This window comes from Bradyrhizobium australafricanum, from assembly GCF_020329495.1.
Classification (GTDB): Bacteria; Pseudomonadota; Alphaproteobacteria; order Rhizobiales; family Xanthobacteraceae; genus Bradyrhizobium; species Bradyrhizobium australafricanum.
This window is the reverse complement of record NZ_JAGKJL010000030.1, coordinates 80,687-96,864: the sequence shown is the minus strand read 5'-3', so window position 1 is coordinate 96,864 and position 16,178 is coordinate 80,687. Positions and strand designations below refer to the sequence as shown.

Here is a 16,178-nt window from a genome sequence, read left to right as displayed (position 1 = left end):
GAGAAAGAGCACGTCATGACTGACATCGTCGACATCATCGGCCGCGAAATCCTTGATAGCCGCGGCAACCCCACGGTCGAGGTCGATGTGGTGCTGGAGGATGGGTCAATCGGTCGCGCGGCCGTGCCGTCGGGCGCCTCCACCGGCGCGCATGAGGCGGTGGAACTGCGCGACGGCAACAAGGCGCGCTATCTCGGCAAGGGCGTCGAGAAGGCGGTCGCCGCCATCAACGGTGAGATCTTCGAGGCGCTCAGCGACCAGGCGGTCGAGGAGCAGGTCGCGATCGACCAGATCATGATCGAGCTCGACGGCACGCCGAACAAGAGCCGGCTCGGGGCCAACGCCATCCTCGGCGTCTCGCTGGCCTGCGCCAAGGCCGCCGCCGAATCCTTCGACATGCCGCTGTATCGTTATGTCGGCGGCACCTCGGCGCGGACGCTGCCGGTGCCGATGATGAACATCATCAATGGCGGCGTGCATGCCGACAACCCGATCGACTTCCAGGAATTCATGATCCTGCCGGTCGGCGTCACGTCGTTCGCCGAGGCGCTACGTTGCGGTTCGGAAATTTTCCACACGCTGCGCGGCGAACTGAAGAAGGCCGGCCACAACACCAATGTCGGCGACGAGGGCGGCTTCGCGCCGAACCTGCCGTCGGCCGACGCCGCGCTCGAGTTCGTCATGAACGCGATCGGCAAGGCCGGCTACAAGGCGGGCGATGACGTCGTGCTCGGCCTCGACTGCGCCTCGACCGAATTCTTCAAGGAAGGCTCCTACGTCTATGGCGGCGAGAACAAGACCCGTTCGCGCTCCGAGCAGGTGAAGTATCTCGCCGATCTCGTCGGCCGCTATCCGATCGTCACCATCGAGGACGGCATGTCGGAGGACGACATGGACGGCTGGAAGGAGCTGACGGATGCGATCGGCAAGAAGTGCCAGCTGGTCGGCGACGATCTGTTCGTCACCAACGTCACCCGGCTTGCCGACGGCATCAAGAACGGCCGCGCCAATTCGATCCTGGTCAAGGTCAACCAGATCGGCACGCTGACCGAGACGCTTGCGGCGATCGAGATGGCCTACAAGGCCGGCTACACCGCCGTGATGTCGCACCGCTCCGGCGAGACCGAGGATTCCACGATCGCCGATCTTGCGGTCGCCACCAATTGCGGGCAGATCAAGACCGGCTCGCTGGCGCGCTCCGACCGTACCGCCAAGTACAACCAGCTGCTGCGCATCGAGCAGCAGCTCGGCACCCAGGCGAAATACGCGGGCAGGGCGGCCTTGAAGGCGCTGGCGTAGCGCCCCAGCTTGAACGGGATCCAACAAAACGCAAAAGGGAGGTCGGGATGAGCGATGGCAAGAGCGGTCTGCAGCTGCGTTCGCTGCTCAAGAAGAATGGCGAGCTCGAGATATCGCTGGTCAATGTCCCGACCCCCGAGCCCGGGCCCGACGAGGTCGTGGTCCGGGTCGAGGCGACCCCGATCAACCCGTCCGACCTCGGTCTTTTGATCGGCCCGGCCGACATGTCGGCCGCCAAGGTCTCCGGCAGCAAGGAATTGCCCGTGGTGACCGCGCGCGTGCCGGAAGCGGCGTTGCCGGGTCTTGCCGCACGGCTCGATGAGTCCATGCCGGTCGGCAATGAAGGTGCCGGCGTCGTGATCAGGACCGGTTCATCGGATGCGGCGAAAGCGCTGATGGGCCGCACGGTCGCGATGATCGGTGGCGCGATGTATGCGCAATACCGCACGCTGCGCGTCAACGAATGCCTGCCGCTGCCTGACGGCACCACGCCGGCGGAAGGCGCATCCTGCTTCGTCAATCCGCTGACCGCGCTCGGCATGACCGAGACGATGCGGCGCGAGGGGCACAAGGCGCTGGTGCACACCGCGGCAGCGTCCAATCTCGGCCAGATGCTCAACAAGATCTGTCTCAAGGACGGCATCGGCCTCGTCAACATCGTGCGCAACAAGGAGCAGGCCGACATCCTGCACAAGATCGGCGCCAAGCATGTCGTCGATTCCTCCACGCCCGATTTCATGGACAAGCTCACCGGCGCGCTGGTGGAAACCGGCGCCACCATCGCCTTCGATGCGATCGGCGGCGGCAAGCTCGCGGGCCAGATCCTGGTGGCGATGGAGACCGCGATCAACAAGACCGCCAAGGCCTATAGCCGCTACGGCTCGAATGTGCACAAGCAGGTCTATGTCTATGGCAGCCTCGACACCCGCTCGATCGAATTGCCGCGCGGCTTCGGCATGGCCTGGGGCGTCGGCGGCTGGCTGCTGTTCCCGTTCCTGATGAAGATCGGTCCGGAGGCCGGCAACAAGCTGCGCCAGCGCGTGGTGGCCGAGTTGAAGACGACTTTCGCCAGTCACTACACCAAGGTGGTGTCGTTGCAGGAGACTCTGCAGCTCGACAACATCGCCGTCTACAACAAGCGCTCGACCGGCGAGAAATTCCTGATCAACCCGAACAAGGGGTGAGGATCGAAACGCAAGGGCCGTCCCGATGGGGGCGGCCTTTTTGCTTTGCATAGACCAATTCCGCGAAACGCTGCGTTTCCGGAATTGGACGATCCATGCGCTTGCATCTTTCTTGGTGCGCCGGTAGGTGATGGCCACCAGTTTCACCGCAATCCGAGGGGAATTTGCTATGGCCTATAACATCGTCACCATCGTCGGCAGCATTCGCAAACAGAGCTTCTCGCTCAAGATCGCCAATGCGCTGGCCAAGCTTGCACCGGCGTCGCTGAAGCTCGATGTGACGACGCTTCAGGAAATTTCCTTCTTCAACCAGGACCTCGAGGCCGCGCCGCCGGCGGACTGGCTTGCCTTCCGCGAGAAGCTGCAGAAGTCGAACGGCGTGCTGTTCGTGACCCCCGAATACAACCGCTCGATCCCGGGCGTGCTGAAGAACGCCATCGACGTCGCCTCGCGGCCCTACGGCAAGAGCTCGTTCATCGGCAAGCCGATCGGCATCATCGGCAATTCGCCCGGACCGCTCGGCGGCGTCAACGCGGTGAAGCACCTGCAGAACATCCTGCCGGGCATTTCCGGCCCGATCCTCGGTCAGCCGGAAGCCTATCTCAACGGCGTCGGCGATGCCTTCGACGACAACGGCGAACTGACCAAGGAGTCGCTCAAGGGCGTGCTGCAACAGTATCTCGACGCCTTCGCGGCCTTTATCGAAAAGCAGAACCGCTGAGCAAGAGCCCCGTTCCGATTGAATCGGAAGGGGCTCTGAACTCGTCTTGACGCGTTTTCCTCACGCGAACCGGTATCCACTTCGCTCGAAAACGCTCTGGTTCAGCGTTCGTTAACCCCATGGCCGCATGCTCGCGGCCATGGTTTCCCGCACACGCCTCAAATCGATTCTGACCGGGCTCGCCCTCTATACGCTGGCGGCGCTGATGGTCGGCTATTTCGGCGTCAACGCCTACACCGGCAAATACGGCTTGAACGCGCGGCAGGAGCTCGATCAGGAGATCATCGCGCTGACCTCCGAGCTGGCGCGGCTGAAGAAGGAGCGGGCCGAGGGCGAGCAGCGGGTGTCGCTGCTGCGGTCGGACCGGGTCGATCCCGACATGCTGGACGAGCGTGCGCGCTTCCAGCTCGACTACGCCAATCCGCGCGATCTCGTTCGGATCAACAAGTAATTGACGACGCGTTCTCAAATTTCAAAATCATTCGCGCGCTATCACAAAAATGTCGCGCTGCGCTGCAGTGCGGCATAGCAAAATTCCATCGGGCGAACGCAATCCTTCCAAGGCGATTTGAGTTGGGTTAGAGAGGGTTCTCCGACTTCTCTCACCCGGAATTGCCATGGCCGCACCCAAGAAAAGCGTCGCAAAAGAATCAGGGCAGGAGAAGGCCGGCTCTCCCCCCGAATTCACCAAGGAGCAGGAGCTCAAGGCACTGCGGGACATGCTCCTGATCCGGCGCTTCGAGGAGAAGGCCGGTCAACTCTACGGCATGGGTGCGATCGGCGGTTTCTGCCATCTCTATATCGGCCAGGAAGCGGTCGTGGTCGGCATGCAGATGGCGCTGAAGCCGGGCGACGAGGTCATAACCGGCTACCGGGACCACGGCCACATGCTGGCCTGCGACATGGAAGCCAGGGGCGTGATGGCCGAATTGACCGGACGCCGCGGCGGCTATTCCCGCGGCAAGGGCGGCTCCATGCACATGTTCAGCAAGGAGAAGCATTTCTACGGCGGTCACGGGATCGTGGGCGCGCAGGTCTCGCTCGGCACCGGCCTTGCGTTCGCCAACCGCTATCGCGGCAACGATAACGTCAGCGTGACCTATTTCGGCGACGGCGCGGCCAACCAGGGCCAGGTCTACGAGAGCTTCAACATGGCGGAGCTGTGGAAGCTGCCGGTGATCTATGTGATCGAGAACAACCGCTATGCGATGGGCACCTCGGTGTCGCGCGCATCGGCCCAGCAGGATTTCTCCAAGCGCGGCGCCTCCTTCAACATTCCGGGCAAGCAGGTCGACGGCATGGACGTGCGCGCCGTCAAGGCCGCCGCCGATGAGGCCGTGGCCTGGTGCCGCGGCGGCAACGGTCCGATGATTCTGGAGATGCAGACCTACCGCTACCGCGGCCACTCGATGTCCGATCCGGCGAAGTACCGCACGCGCGAGGAGGTCGAGAAGGTGCGTCACGACCAGGACCCGATCGAGCAGGTGCGCAACCGCTTGCTGGCCTCGGGCGCCAGCGAGCAGGACCTGAAGGCGATCGACGCCCAGGTGCGCGAGATCGTCAACGAGGCCGCAGACTTCGCGCAGCACGATCCGGAGCCGGTTCCGGCCGAACTCTACACCGACATCTACCGCTGACCCCACCCGCGCAGACGAATCTCAAGACCGATTTCGGGAGCCGATATGCCCATTCAAGTGCTGATGCCTGCGCTGTCGCCCACCATGGAGAAGGGCAACCTCGCCAAATGGCTGAAAAAGGAAGGCGAGACCATCAAGTCCGGTGACGTCATCGCCGAGATCGAGACCGACAAGGCGACGATGGAGGTCGAGGCAACCGACGAGGGCACGCTCGGCAAGATCCTGATTCCGGAAGGCACCGCGGACGTTGCGGTGAACACGCCGATCGCCACCATTCTCGTCGACGGCGAGAGCGCCGCCGACCTCGCCAAGGCGCCGGCGGCACCGGCGCCGCAGCCGAAGGCCGCCGAAGCCGCGCCTGCCGAAGCCAAGGCGGAAGCGCCGCAGCCCGCGGCGAAGGCGCCGGCCACGCCCGCGACCGAGCCACTGCCTGATCCGGAAATCCCCGCGGGGACCGAGATGGTCACGCAGACCATCCGTGAGGCGCTGCGCGATGCGATGGCCGAGGAGATGCGCAGCGACGGCGACGTCTTCATCATGGGCGAGGAGGTCGCGGAATATCAGGGCGCCTACAAGGTGACGCAGGGCCTTCTGCAGGAATTCGGCGCCCGCCGCGTGATCGACACGCCGATCACCGAGCACGGCTTTGCCGGCGTCGGCGTCGGCGCGGCGATGGCGGGCTTGAAGCCGATCGTCGAGTTCATGACCTTCAACTTCGCCATGCAGGCGATCGACCAGATCATCAACTCCGCCGCCAAGACGCTCTATATGTCCGGCGGCCAGATGGGATGCTCGATCGTGTTCCGCGGCCCGAACGGCGCCGCCGCGCGCGTCGCCGCGCAGCACAGCCAGGACTACGCGGCGTGGTACTCGCAGATCCCGGGCCTCAAGGTGATCGCGCCGTATTCGGCCGCCGATTACAAGGGCCTGCTCAAGGCCGCGATCCGCGATCCCAATCCGGTGATCTTCCTCGAGAACGAGGTGCTGTACGGCCACACCGGCGAGGTGCCGAAGCTGGCTGATTTCGTGGTGCCGATCGGCAAGGCGCGGATTGCCCGCGCCGGCAAGGACGTCACCATCGTCTCCTGGGCGATGGGCATGTCCTATGCGCTGAAGGCTGCCGACGAACTCGCCAAGGAAGGTATCGAGGCCGAGGTCGTCGATCTCCGCACCATCCGTCCGATGGATACCGAGACCATCATCAACTCGGTGAAGAAGACCGGCCGCGCGGTGACGGTCGAGGAGGGCTGGCAGCAGAGCGGCGTCGGCTCCGAGGTCGCCGCGCGCATCATGGAGCACGCCTTCGACTATCTCGACGCGCCGGTGGCGCGCGTCTCCGGCAAGGACGTGCCGATGCCCTATGCCGCCAACCTCGAAAAGCTCGCTCTGCCCTCCGTCGCCGAGGTGGTCGCCGCCGCCAAGGCCGTATCCTACCGGTAACGCCGATGGCCGGTCCCAAGGAGCAGCCGCTGCCGCCTGACGTGATGGGCCGCGACGACGCCATCGAGGTGCTGCGCGCCTTCGTCGTCGATGGCGGCCTGTCGATCGCATTCCAGCGCGCTTTCGAGGAGCCGGACATGTGGGGGCTCATGCTGGTCGACATCGCCCGCCATGCCGCACGCGCCTATGCGCGCGAGAGCGAATACACCGAGGACGAGGCGCTCGCGCGCATCGTCGAGATGTTCGAAGCCGAAATCGCCCGGCCGACCGACATGGGCCAAACCAAACCGCGGTCGCAACAAGGTCACTGACAATGCCGATCAATATTCTCATGCCCGCGCTGTCGCCGACGATGGAAAAGGGTAACCTCGCCAAGTGGCTCAAGAAAGAGGGCGACAAGGTCAAGTCCGGCGACGTGATCGCGGAGATCGAGACCGACAAGGCGACGATGGAAGTCGAGGCGGTCGATGAAGGCACGATCGCCAAGATCCTGGTGCCCGAGGGCACCCAGGACGTGCCGGTCAACGACGTCATCGCGGTCATGGCCGGCGACGGCGAGGATGTGAAGGCGGCGGCCAGCGCCGGAGCGGGCGCTGCACCGGCCGCGAAACCCGCCGAGGCGCCGAAGCCCGCCGCCCAAGCCGCGCCTGCGGCGGCTCCCGCACCGGCGGCGGCGCCTGCGCCAAAGCCGGCAGCGGCGCCTCAGGCTGCTGCACCGGCCGCGCAGGCTAACGGCCACGCCCGGGTGTTCTCATCGCCCCTGGCGCGTCGGTTGGCAAAAGAAGCCGGCATTGATCTTGTCCGCATCACCGGCACCGGCCCGCATGGCCGGGTCATCGCGCGCGACGTCGACGAGGCCAAGTCCGGCAAGGGCCTGAAGGCGCCGGCGGCAGCGCCCGCCGCGGGACCGAGCATCGCGCCGTCAATGTCGGACAAGCAGATCCTCGCGCTGTTCGAGCCGGGCTCCTACGAGGTGGTGCCGCATGACGGCATGCGCCGCACCATCGCGCAGCGTCTCACCGCCTCGGTGCAGAACGTCCCGCACTTCTACCTCACCATCGACTGCGACATCGGCAAGCTGCTCGCCGCGCGCGAGGAGATCAACGCCGCAGCGCCGAAGGACAAGGAAAAGAAGCCGCTCTACAAGATCTCGGTCAACGACTTCGTCATCAAGGCGATGGCGGTCGCGTTGCAGAAGATTCCGAACTGCAACGTCAGCTGGACCGAAGGCGGCATGCTCAAGCATAAGCATTCCGACGTCGGCGTCGCGGTGGCGATGCCGGGCGGCCTGATCACGCCGATCATCCGCAAGGCCGAGACCAAGACGCTCTCGACCATCTCCAACGAGATGAAGGATTTCGCCGCGCGCGCCCGCGCCCGCAAGCTGAAGCCGGAGGAATATCAGGGCGGCACCACCGCGGTCTCCAACCTCGGCATGTACGGCATCAACCACTTCACCGCCGTGATCAACCCGCCGCATGCCTCGATCCTCGCGGTCGGCACTTCGGAGGAGCGTCCGGTGGTGCGCGGCGGCAAGATCGAGATCGCGCACATGATGAGCGTGACGTTGTCGTGCGATCACCGTGCGATCGACGGCGCGCTCGGCGCCGAGCTGATCGGTGCCTTCAAGCAGCTGATCGAAAACCCTGTGATGATGATGGTGTGACGGGCATCCGCCATGTACGCGATCGTCGGTCCGTACGTCCTGCTCGCCGCTATCGCCGTCGCGTTGCTCGTCGCGGTCAACCGCGACCTGATATCGACGATCCAGTTCAGGATCATGATGATCGGCGCCGCGGTGCTGGCGCTGGCCTGGTCCGTGTTCCTCGGTGCGGTATGGCGGGAGTACGGATGAATGGCCGGCATGGCTCGCACGCGCTGGCCCTGGATTTCGCTGTTGCTGTCGGCCGCACTGGTGCTCAATCCGGTCGGAATGGATCTTCTACACTCCGCGTTCTTCGCCGGCGAGCAGCTGGCGCGGAACATCGCCCAGCCGATCGTGCTGACGGCCCTGGCCATCATGGCCCTGGTGATCGGACTCGAATGGCTGGTCAGGTCATTGATCGCAAGAAGCCGCGCCCGCGGCGTCACACGTTGAGTTGAACGGGAGCCGCCATGGCCGACACATCCTTTGACGTCATCATCATCGGCTCCGGCCCCGGCGGCTACGTGACCGCGATCCGCGCCGCGCAGCTCGGTTTCAAGACCGCGATCGTCGAGAAATCCTATCTCGGCGGCATCTGCCTGAACTGGGGCTGCATCCCGACCAAGGCGCTGCTGCGCTCCGCCGAGATCTATCACTACATGCAGCACGCCAAGGATTACGGGCTGTCGGCCGACAACGTCTCGTTCGATCCGAAGGCGGTGGTGCAGCGCTCGCGCGGCGTCTCGAAGCGCCTCAATGACGGCGTCGGCTTCCTGATGAAGAAGAACAAGGTCACGGTGATCTGGGGCGAGGCTACGATCGACGCGCCCGGCAAGATCACGGTGAAGAAGTCGGCGGTCGAGGCGCCGAAGGGCGCCAGCGGGGAGGGCAGCTATCAGGCCAAGCACATCATCGTGGCGACCGGCGCGCGGCCGCGCGTGCTGCCCGGGCTCGAGCCCGACAAGAAGCTGATCTGGACCTATTTCGAGGCGATGGTGCCGGAGCGGATGCCGAAGTCGCTGCTGGTGGTCGGCTCCGGCGCGATCGGCATCGAGTTCGCCTCGTTCTTCCACACCATGGGCGCCGACGTCACCGTGGTCGAGGTGCTGCCGCAGATTCTCCCGGTCGAGGATGCGGAAATCGCAGGGCTCGCCCGCAAGCGGTTTGAGAAGATGGGGATCAAGATACTCACCTCGACCAAGGTGACAAAGCTCGAGAAGAAGGCCGACAGCGTGGTTGCGACCATCGACGACGGCAAGGAGAAGCCGCAAGCGGTGGAGTTCGAGCGCGTGATCTCGGCGGTCGGCGTGGTCGGCAATATCGAGAATCTCGGGCTGGAGAAGCTCGGCGTCAAAACCGATCGCGGCTGCATCGTGATCGACGGCCTCGGCAAGACCAACGTTCCCGGCATCTATGCGATCGGCGACGTCGCGGGACCGCCGATGCTCGCGCACAAGGCCGAGCATGAGGGCGTGATCTGCATCGAGGCGATCAAGGGCTTGCATCCGCATCCGATGGACAAGCTGATGATCCCGGGCTGCACCTACTGCAACCCGCAGGTCGCCTCCGTCGGCCTCACCGAGGCCAAGGCCAAGGAAGACGGCCGCGAGATACGGGTCGGCCGCTTCCCGTTCGTCGGCAACGGCAAGGCGATCGCGCTCGGCGAGGACCAGGGCCTCGTCAAGGTGGTGTTCGACAAGAAGACCGGGCAGCTGCTCGGCGCCCACATGATCGGCGCCGAGGTCACCGAGCTGATCCAAGGCTATGTGGTGGCGATGAATCTGGAGACCACGGAAGAGGAACTGATGCACACCGTATTCCCGCATCCGACCTTGTCGGAGATGATGAAGGAAGCGGTGCTCGATGCCTACGGGCGGGTGCTGAATATTTGAGGCTGCGGACGGCGGCCACGGTCCCGTCATCCTGAGGAGCGCGGAGCGCGTCTCGAAGGATGCACGGCCCGGAGCGAGCAGAGCAGCGGGGCTCGTCGCCCTTCGAGACGGCCGCTGCGCGGCCTCCTCAGGGTGACGGGTCCGACAAAACGAATTCGCAAAGAAAAAAGAAAGAGCGCATCTCGTGAAAGACAACGACAACCTCACCATCGAACGCCCGACTTTCGTCACCCATCTCGAATGCGCGATGGAGGGCGATCACTATCCCGCCGACCAAGTGCACAACCTCTCCAAGGCCGGCAAGCCGCTGCTGGTGCGCTATGACCTCGCCGGGGTGAAGAAGGCGCTGACCAAAGACTCGCTGGCCGAGCGCCCCGCCGATCTGTGGCGCTACCGCGAGCTGCTGCCGGTGCGCAAATGCAAGGACATCGTCAGCCTCGGCGAAGTCACGACGCCGCTGATCCGGCTGCCGCGGCTCGGCGCAAAGCTTGGTGGCGGCGAGATCATTGTGAAAGATGAAGGCCGGCTGCCGACCGGCTCCTTCAAGGCGCGCGGCCTCGTGATGGCGGTGTCGATGGGCAAGGCGCTCGGCATCAAGCACATGGCGATGCCGACCAACGGCAATGCCGGCGCGGCACTGGCGGCCTATGCGACCTCCTGCGGCATCAAGACCACGATCTTCTGCCCGGCCGATACGCCGGAGGTGAATGTCAGCGAGATCGAGCTGCAGGGCGCCACCGTCTATCGCGTCAACGGCTATATCGATGACTGCGGCAAGATCGTCGGCGAGGGCAAGGCGAAAGTCGGCTGGTTCGACACCTCGACCCTGAAGGAGCCGTACCGGATCGAGGGCAAGAAGACGATGGGCCTCGAGCTCACCGAGCAACTCGGCTGGGACGTGCCCGACGTGATCTTCTATCCGACTGGCGGCGGCACCGGCCTGATCGGCATGTGGAAGGCGTTCGACGAGCTCGAGAAGATCGGCTTCATCGGAAGCAAGCGCCCGCGCATGGTCGCGGTGCAGGCCTCCGGCTGCGCGCCGATGGTACGGGCCTATGAGGCCGGCACCGAGCACGCCGCGCGCTGGGAGGACGCCCACACCATCGCCTCCGGCATCCGCGTGCCGCAGGCGATCGGCGACTTCCTCATCCTGCGTGCGGTGCGCGAGAGCAAGGGCTTTGCGATCGCCGTCGATGACGACAAGATCAGCGCCGCCCTCAATGAGGTCGCGCGCGAGGAGGGGCTGCTGCTGTGCCCCGAGGGCGCCGCGACCTATGCCGCCTACAAGGAGAGCCTCGCCGACGGCCGTGTCAGCAAGAGCGACCGCGTGATGCTGTTCAACTGCGCCAGTGGCCTGAAATACCCGCTGCCGCCGATCACCCGCACGCTCGACCGGCACAAGCCGATCGACTTCTCGCAGTTCTGACGCCTCATCCGAAGGGCCATCTTGTCGAAAGGTGGCCCTTCAAAAATAATTGGAATCAAGAAAATTGAGGGAGAGCGTGATGCGGAAGCTGGTTCTGGCCGTATTGGCGATGTTCGCGTTGACGGGGACCGTTTCCGCGGAAACCTATCCCGCGCACCCGATCACCATCGTGGTGCCGTTTGCTGCCGGCGGCCCCTCGGATGCGATGGCGCGCATCCTCGGCGAACGAATGAAGCAGTCGCTCGGTGAGGTGCTGCTGATCGAGAACGTGACCGGTGCGGGCGGCTCGATCGGCGTTGGCCGCGCGGTGCGCTCGGCGCCCGACGGCTATACCATCTCGTTCGGCCATCTCGGCACCCATGTCGCCAACGGCGCGATCTACAAGCTCGGCTACGACCTCGTCACCGATCTCGAGCCGGTGGTGCTGCTGCCGAGCAACCCGATGATCATCGTCAGCAAGAACGCCGTGCCGGCGAAATCGCTGAAGGAGTTGCTGGAGTGGCTGAAGTCGCGGCCGGCGCCGCCGACCGCGGGCACCGCCGGCGCCGGCAGCGGCAGCCATATCGCCGGGCTCTATTTCGAGAACGTCTCCGGCATCAAGCTGCAATATGTGCCGTATCGCGGCACCGGCCCGGCGCTGAACGACCTCGTCGCCGGCCAGATCGACATCATCGTCGACCAGACCTCGAACTCGATCAACCAGGTCCGCGCCGGCAATATCCGCGCTTATGCGGTCACCGATTCCAAGCGGGTCGCGAATGCGCCCGACGTCCCGACGGTCGACGAGGCCGGCCTGCCGGGCTTCCACATGACGCTGTGGTCCGGCCTCTGGGTGCCGAAGGGTACCCCGAAGGAGATCGTGGCCAAGCTCAACGCCGCCGCGGTCGAGGCGATGGCCGATCCGGCCGTGCAGAAGCAGCTCGAGAATTTGGGCTTGCAGATGCCGCCGAAGGATCAGCTCACGCCGGATGCGCTCGGTGCCTGGCAGAAGGCGGAAATCGCCAAATGGTGGCCGATGATCAAGGCCGCCAACGTGAAGGTGGATTGAAACTTGTCATCCCGGCCGCGCGCAATTGCGCGCTAGGCCGGGACGAAGTTATTGCGACGGCATTGCCTCAGCCGGCGCCGCGTTGCTCTCCTGCGTCACGACGCGCCCGTCGTTCTTGGCCACCGCCGTGCCGGCGTCCTCGAACCGCGCCTGGTAGACCGCGAAATTCTCCATCACGCGCTGCACGTAGTTGCGCGTCTCGGAGATCGGGATCCGCTCCACCCAGTCGACCGGATCGACCTTGGGATCGCGCGGGTCGCCATAGGCCTTGATCCAGTCGCGGACGCGGCCGCGGCCGGCGTTGTAGCCGGCAAAGGTCATGATATGGCAGTTGCGATATTCCGACAGCAACGCGCTGAGTTCGGCTGCGCCCATCTGGGTGTTGTAAACGGGATCGGACACCATCCGGCTCCAGTCATAGCTGACGCCGAAGCGCTTGGCGGTATCGCGGCCGGCTTCCGGCGTCACCTGCATCAGGCCGACGGCGTTGGCCGCCGACTTGTCGCGCTGGTCGAACGCGCTTTCGGTACGCGCGATCGAGTAGGTCATGCTGCGGCCGATATCGGGGGCGATCGGCGTGTGCTTGGGAATGCCGATCACCGGGAAAGCGTAATGGTCGAAGGCAAAGCCGCGCGCGAGCGCGATCTTGCCGATCTGCAGCATGGCGCGGGCATCGTTGCGCCGGCCGGTCAGCTCGCCGAGCGCCTCGAGCATCCCGACATCGGTGCTTTCCTCGGCGAGATCGGCGGCGAAATAGAGCACGACGTCGGGCTCGCCGATCGCATAGAGCATATCGGCGGCGCGGACGCGCTCATCCGCCGCCATGCTGCCGGCGCTGGCGGCCGGCGAGGGCGCGCGCAGCTCGACGCCACCATCACGGCCGAGCTTGGCCAGCGCGAGCTGACCGTAATAGGCCGTCGGGTAGCGCGCGGCGGCCTGGTAGTCGGCCCGCATCGCCGCGGAATTGCCGAGAGCCTCGGCGGCGCGGCCGCGCCAATAGGCGGCGCGCGCCAGCACGGTCGGGTTGGTCTGGCCCTCGTCGATATGCGCGAAGTGCGCCGCGGCGGTCTTGGCGTCATTGAGATAACGCAGCGCGATCCAGCCGCGCATGAAGTGCATGTCGGAGCGGTAATAAGGATTGTCCGGCGCCGCCGCGGGCCGGATCACGTCATAGGCCGCCTGGTACTCGCCCTGGTCGAGCAGCTTGCGGGACAGGATGCGGCGCTCGCGCCACCACTGGTCGGTGTCCTGCTGCGCCATCGTCTCGGGCTCAGCCGCGATCGTCACGCGCGCGGCTTCGTCGACCTTGTTCTTCGCAAGCAGCCACTGAATTCGGCACAGCGTGTAGCCGAGATCGCGGCGGGCATCGGCCGGCACATCGTTGAGCGTGTCCTCTGCCTTGCTGGATTGTCCGCGGACCGCGCCGCAGGCTTTCACGATCGCCAGATCGTCGCTGCCGAGCCGCTGCGCCGCGCGCCTCGCGCCGGAGAGATCCTTGGCGCCGATCCGCTTGTCCATGCGCGCCCGATGGTCGTCGCGCGTCAGCAGGTCCTTGAACGCATCATAGGCGTCGCTCTCGGTGCGATCGGACAGATCCTCCGAGCGCCAGGCTTCGCGCACCAGCCGGGTGGCGCCGTCGCGGTCGCCTTCGGCCAGCAGCGTGCGGGCGAGCGCGAACTTGCCCTTGCCGCTGATCGGCTGATCGAGGGTGAAGCCGTGCACCGTGGCCGGATCGCTGCGCTCCTGCCAGATCCGCGCTTCGGCGCGCTTGCGCAACAGCGTGACGCTTGGCCAGTCCGGATTGGCCGTCACGAATGCCGCATAGCGGCTGAACGGCGCGCTCGATTCCGAGTGGCGCAGCAGATACCACTCGACGAGTTTTCGCCCGACCGGGTCGGTGATCCTGGCCTGGATGTCGGTCGCATCGCTGGTCTTGCCTCTGCGCGCGGCGAGGATCGCATCCCTGATCGTGGCGAGATCGCCCGACAATTGCGGCCCTGCGGGCTTCTCCGGCTCGGGCGCCTTCTCAGCGGATTTGGAAGGATCGGATTTGGCCTTCGCGGATTTACGTTTGTCGGCGCCATGTCTGGCGTGCCGCCGCTTGCCGGAGGTACTCTCGCGCGCGGCCTTGCCGCCATGCGCTTTCTTGTCCCCGTGGCCGCTCTTGGCCTGGTGCTGGTGATGCGGCTTGGCGGTCGCCTGGACCGGAAGCAGCGCGAGCGCGGCGGCGGTGGCGAAGCACGCCAGCGGACGTAGGCAACGGTTCATTCCCTGGTCCCCCTGAGAAACCATGAGGCACAACAGAACGCGTCATACGGCGGCACAACCGCCGCAGATTATCACTACCCTCGATTCTCGAGTCTTAATGCAGCTGCAACTCAACAGGGAAAACGCGGCGAAATATGGAATATGGCGTGTGGAACCCGCGGGAACCGGGGTTTTTACGGCGGAAACGGACGGCCGCACCGTGCTTTGACCGGTTCCGCGTGAGTTGTATCGTCGTCTCGAGCGCACGTGGGGGCTGCCGATGTCACTGCCACATCACTTTTCTCGAGCCGGTGCGTCATGACGGCTCGCCTCAGAACGATCCTCGACGGCGGCCGCTATTTCGAAGGCCCGCGCTGGCATCGCGGGCGGCTCTGGTTCGTCGATTGCATGGCGCGGGCGCTTCTGAGCATCAGCTCGTCGGGCGAGTTGCAGGAGCATGCTGCGCTGACCGACGACACGCCGTGTGGTCTCGGCGTCCTGCCTGATGGCGACATCGTCGTGCTGACGATGTTCAGGAAGCGGCTGCTGCGGTTTTCCGATGGAGCGCTGTCGCTCTATGCCGATCTCTCCGAGGTCGCGACCGGCACGATCGACGACATGATCATCGGCGGGCAGGGACGCGCCTATGTCGGCGATCTCGGCTTCAACCTGCCGCCGCCGCCGGAGCGCCGCGGAGCGGTCGGCCGGATCATCCTCGTGATGCCCGACGGCAGTGCCCGCGTCGTCGCGGAAGGCTTGCGGTTTCCCAACGGCATTGCCGTCTCCTCCGACCATCGCCGGCTCGTCGTTGCCGAAATGGATGGCGCCGGTCTCGCCGATTACGACATCGCGCCGGACGGCGGCCTGACCCTGCGCGGGCGGTTCGGCAGCATCAACGATCCCGACGGCATCTGCCTCGATGCCGACGGGGCGACCTGGGTCGCGTCTTTCACGGAAGATGCTTTTGTCCGGATCGATCGCACCGGTGTGGAGCGCGAGCGTATCACGGTGTCCGGCCGCCGCGCGCTTGCCTGCGCGCTCGGAGGCGCGGACCGCAGGACGCTGTTCTGCCTGAGCGCGGAGACGTCCTACGAGGAGCTACGCAAGGGCAGGTCCGCGTCGCGGATCGATGTGGTCGAGGTCAACTCGCCGGGTGATGGCTATCCCTGACCCGACCGCAGGCGCGTCTCACTTCTTCTTTTTCTTCTCTTTCCTCTTCAGGATATCGGCCTGACTCCTGAAGGCGCGGGCGAGGGAGCGCATCTGGTTGGCGACAAGTGCGTCGGCCGTCGTCAATGCAACCCGCTCCGCGGTCTGCGCCTGCCTGCGAATTGCCTTGGCCATTTTCATGAAGGAACCAATCGCGCCGCGTCGCTCTGGTTCCTGCACGAGCGACTGCGTCTTGATCTCGGGGCCTTGAGTTTCGTTCTTGTTTCGTTCACATTGGCGCGCTCCGGGAGAGTGCTGCCATGGACGACGAGCGAGACCGCGAAATCATCAGGCTGTGGAACGAGCTCCGCCGGCTGCAGCGCGAGGGGCGTTCGACGGCGGTGCTGGTCCGCCGGATCGAGAGGGCGCTCGCGGAACGCGAGCAGGAGGCTGCCTGAAACTACGGTCTGCCGCGTCCTCGCAGCGCGCA

17 protein-coding genes are annotated in these 16,178 nt (G+C 65.2%); 15 read left to right on the top strand and 2 right to left on the bottom strand.

Features of this window, described 5'->3' with window-relative positions; all coding sequences use genetic code 11:
• Nucleotides 1-15 precede the first annotated feature (15 nt).
• The 13 genes from eno (at nucleotide 16) to J6525_RS25275 (ending at nucleotide 12,292) form a co-directional block, all read left to right on the top strand.
• Nucleotides 16-1,299, top strand: coding sequence for a phosphopyruvate hydratase (gene eno, locus J6525_RS25335; protein WP_225646728.1), 1,284 nt, complete (start codon nucleotides 16-18; stop codon nucleotides 1,297-1,299).
• Between the two features lie 47 nt (nucleotides 1,300-1,346).
• A complete protein-coding gene (locus tag J6525_RS25330) occupies nucleotides 1,347-2,483 on the top strand; it encodes a zinc-binding dehydrogenase (protein WP_225646727.1) in 1,137 nt (378 codons plus the stop codon).
• A gap of 169 nt (nucleotides 2,484-2,652) precedes the next feature.
• Nucleotides 2,653-3,204: an NADPH-dependent FMN reductase gene (locus J6525_RS25325; protein ID WP_212057694.1), complete on the top strand. Its 552-nt coding sequence runs from the start codon at nucleotides 2,653-2,655 to the stop codon at nucleotides 3,202-3,204.
• Between the two features lie 139 nt (nucleotides 3,205-3,343).
• Nucleotides 3,344-3,655 (top strand): FtsB family cell division protein, encoded by a 312-nt coding sequence (locus J6525_RS25320; protein WP_028334062.1) that lies wholly within the window; start codon nucleotides 3,344-3,346, stop codon nucleotides 3,653-3,655.
• Nucleotides 3,656-3,821: 166 nt separating this feature from the next.
• Nucleotides 3,822-4,841 (top strand): pyruvate dehydrogenase (acetyl-transferring) E1 component subunit alpha, encoded by a 1,020-nt coding sequence (gene pdhA, locus J6525_RS25315; RefSeq protein ID WP_225646726.1) that lies wholly within the window; start codon nucleotides 3,822-3,824, stop codon nucleotides 4,839-4,841.
• 45 nt (nucleotides 4,842-4,886) lie between these two features.
• A complete protein-coding gene (locus J6525_RS25310; protein ID WP_225646725.1) occupies nucleotides 4,887-6,281 on the top strand; it encodes a pyruvate dehydrogenase complex E1 component subunit beta in 1,395 nt (464 codons plus the stop codon).
• A 5-nt stretch (nucleotides 6,282-6,286) separates the two neighbouring features.
• On the top strand, nucleotides 6,287-6,592 hold the full coding sequence (locus J6525_RS25305) for a DUF5076 domain-containing protein (RefSeq protein WP_018271806.1): 306 nt from the start codon (nucleotides 6,287-6,289) through the stop codon (nucleotides 6,590-6,592).
• Between the two features lie 2 nt (nucleotides 6,593-6,594).
• Nucleotides 6,595-7,947, top strand: coding sequence for a pyruvate dehydrogenase complex dihydrolipoamide acetyltransferase (locus J6525_RS25300; protein WP_225646724.1), 1,353 nt, complete (start codon nucleotides 6,595-6,597; stop codon nucleotides 7,945-7,947).
• Nucleotides 7,948-7,959: 12 nt separating this feature from the next.
• The gene (locus tag J6525_RS25295; RefSeq protein ID WP_168858567.1) at nucleotides 7,960-8,136 is read left to right on the top strand and encodes a hypothetical protein; all 177 of its coding nucleotides are present in this window, start codon (nucleotides 7,960-7,962) and stop codon (nucleotides 8,134-8,136) included.
• The gene (locus J6525_RS25290) at nucleotides 8,137-8,379 is read left to right on the top strand and encodes a hypothetical protein (protein ID WP_225646723.1); all 243 of its coding nucleotides are present in this window, start codon (nucleotides 8,137-8,139) and stop codon (nucleotides 8,377-8,379) included.
• 17 nt (nucleotides 8,380-8,396) lie between these two features.
• On the top strand, nucleotides 8,397-9,818 hold the full coding sequence (gene lpdA / locus J6525_RS25285; protein WP_225646722.1) for a dihydrolipoyl dehydrogenase: 1,422 nt from the start codon (nucleotides 8,397-8,399) through the stop codon (nucleotides 9,816-9,818).
• Between the two features lie 184 nt (nucleotides 9,819-10,002).
• Nucleotides 10,003-11,244, top strand: coding sequence for a threonine synthase (locus J6525_RS25280; protein WP_225646721.1), 1,242 nt, complete (start codon nucleotides 10,003-10,005; stop codon nucleotides 11,242-11,244).
• Between the two features lie 79 nt (nucleotides 11,245-11,323).
• On the top strand, nucleotides 11,324-12,292 hold the full coding sequence (locus tag J6525_RS25275) for a tripartite tricarboxylate transporter substrate binding protein BugD (protein WP_225646720.1): 969 nt from the start codon (nucleotides 11,324-11,326) through the stop codon (nucleotides 12,290-12,292).
• Nucleotides 12,293-12,340: 48 nt separating this feature from the next.
• Here the strand turns inward: J6525_RS25275 and J6525_RS25270 are convergent, their stop codons facing one another.
• Entirely contained in the window at nucleotides 12,341-14,560 is a 2,220-nt protein-coding gene (locus J6525_RS25270; RefSeq protein ID WP_225646719.1) for a lytic transglycosylase domain-containing protein, read from the bottom strand.
• A 297-nt stretch (nucleotides 14,561-14,857) separates the two neighbouring features.
• Here J6525_RS25270 and J6525_RS25265 point away from each other — a divergent pair, with 297 nt between their 5' ends.
• Nucleotides 14,858-15,709, top strand: coding sequence for an SMP-30/gluconolactonase/LRE family protein (locus J6525_RS25265; RefSeq protein ID WP_225646718.1), 852 nt, complete (start codon nucleotides 14,858-14,860; stop codon nucleotides 15,707-15,709).
• A gap of 18 nt (nucleotides 15,710-15,727) precedes the next feature.
• Here J6525_RS25265 and J6525_RS25260 read toward each other — a convergent pair whose 3' ends face one another.
• A complete protein-coding gene (locus J6525_RS25260) occupies nucleotides 15,728-15,928 on the bottom strand; it encodes a hypothetical protein (protein WP_225161947.1) in 201 nt (66 codons plus the stop codon).
• Nucleotides 15,929-16,008: 80 nt separating this feature from the next.
• Here J6525_RS25260 and J6525_RS25255 point away from each other — a divergent pair, with 80 nt between their 5' ends.
• On the top strand, nucleotides 16,009-16,146 hold the full coding sequence (locus tag J6525_RS25255; protein ID WP_225646717.1) for a hypothetical protein: 138 nt from the start codon (nucleotides 16,009-16,011) through the stop codon (nucleotides 16,144-16,146).
• Nucleotides 16,147-16,178 lie beyond the last annotated feature (32 nt).

Coding starts and splice junctions, on each gene's coding strand:
- J6525_RS25295 (WP_168858567.1), top strand. CDS start 7,960: ATGTACGCGATCGTCGGTCCGTACGTCCTGCTCGCCGCTATCGCCGTC.
- J6525_RS25300 (WP_225646724.1), top strand. CDS start 6,595: ATGCCGATCAATATTCTCATGCCCGCGCTGTCGCCGACGATGGAAAAG.
- J6525_RS25270 (WP_225646719.1), bottom strand. CDS start 14,560: ATGAACCGTTGCCTACGTCCGCTGGCGTGCTTCGCCACCGCCGCCGCG.
- J6525_RS25320 (WP_028334062.1), top strand. CDS start 3,344: ATGGTTTCCCGCACACGCCTCAAATCGATTCTGACCGGGCTCGCCCTC.
- lpdA (WP_225646722.1), top strand. CDS start 8,397: ATGGCCGACACATCCTTTGACGTCATCATCATCGGCTCCGGCCCCGGC.
- J6525_RS25275 (WP_225646720.1), top strand. CDS start 11,324: ATGCGGAAGCTGGTTCTGGCCGTATTGGCGATGTTCGCGTTGACGGGG.
- J6525_RS25325 (WP_212057694.1), top strand. CDS start 2,653: ATGGCCTATAACATCGTCACCATCGTCGGCAGCATTCGCAAACAGAGC.
- eno (WP_225646728.1), top strand. CDS start 16: ATGACTGACATCGTCGACATCATCGGCCGCGAAATCCTTGATAGCCGC.
- J6525_RS25265 (WP_225646718.1), top strand. CDS start 14,858: ATGACGGCTCGCCTCAGAACGATCCTCGACGGCGGCCGCTATTTCGAA.
- pdhA (WP_225646726.1), top strand. CDS start 3,822: ATGGCCGCACCCAAGAAAAGCGTCGCAAAAGAATCAGGGCAGGAGAAG.
- J6525_RS25255 (WP_225646717.1), top strand. CDS start 16,009: ATGGACGACGAGCGAGACCGCGAAATCATCAGGCTGTGGAACGAGCTC.
- J6525_RS25305 (WP_018271806.1), top strand. CDS start 6,287: ATGGCCGGTCCCAAGGAGCAGCCGCTGCCGCCTGACGTGATGGGCCGC.
- J6525_RS25290 (WP_225646723.1), top strand. CDS start 8,137: ATGGCCGGCATGGCTCGCACGCGCTGGCCCTGGATTTCGCTGTTGCTG.
- J6525_RS25310 (WP_225646725.1), top strand. CDS start 4,887: ATGCCCATTCAAGTGCTGATGCCTGCGCTGTCGCCCACCATGGAGAAG.
- J6525_RS25330 (WP_225646727.1), top strand. CDS start 1,347: ATGAGCGATGGCAAGAGCGGTCTGCAGCTGCGTTCGCTGCTCAAGAAG.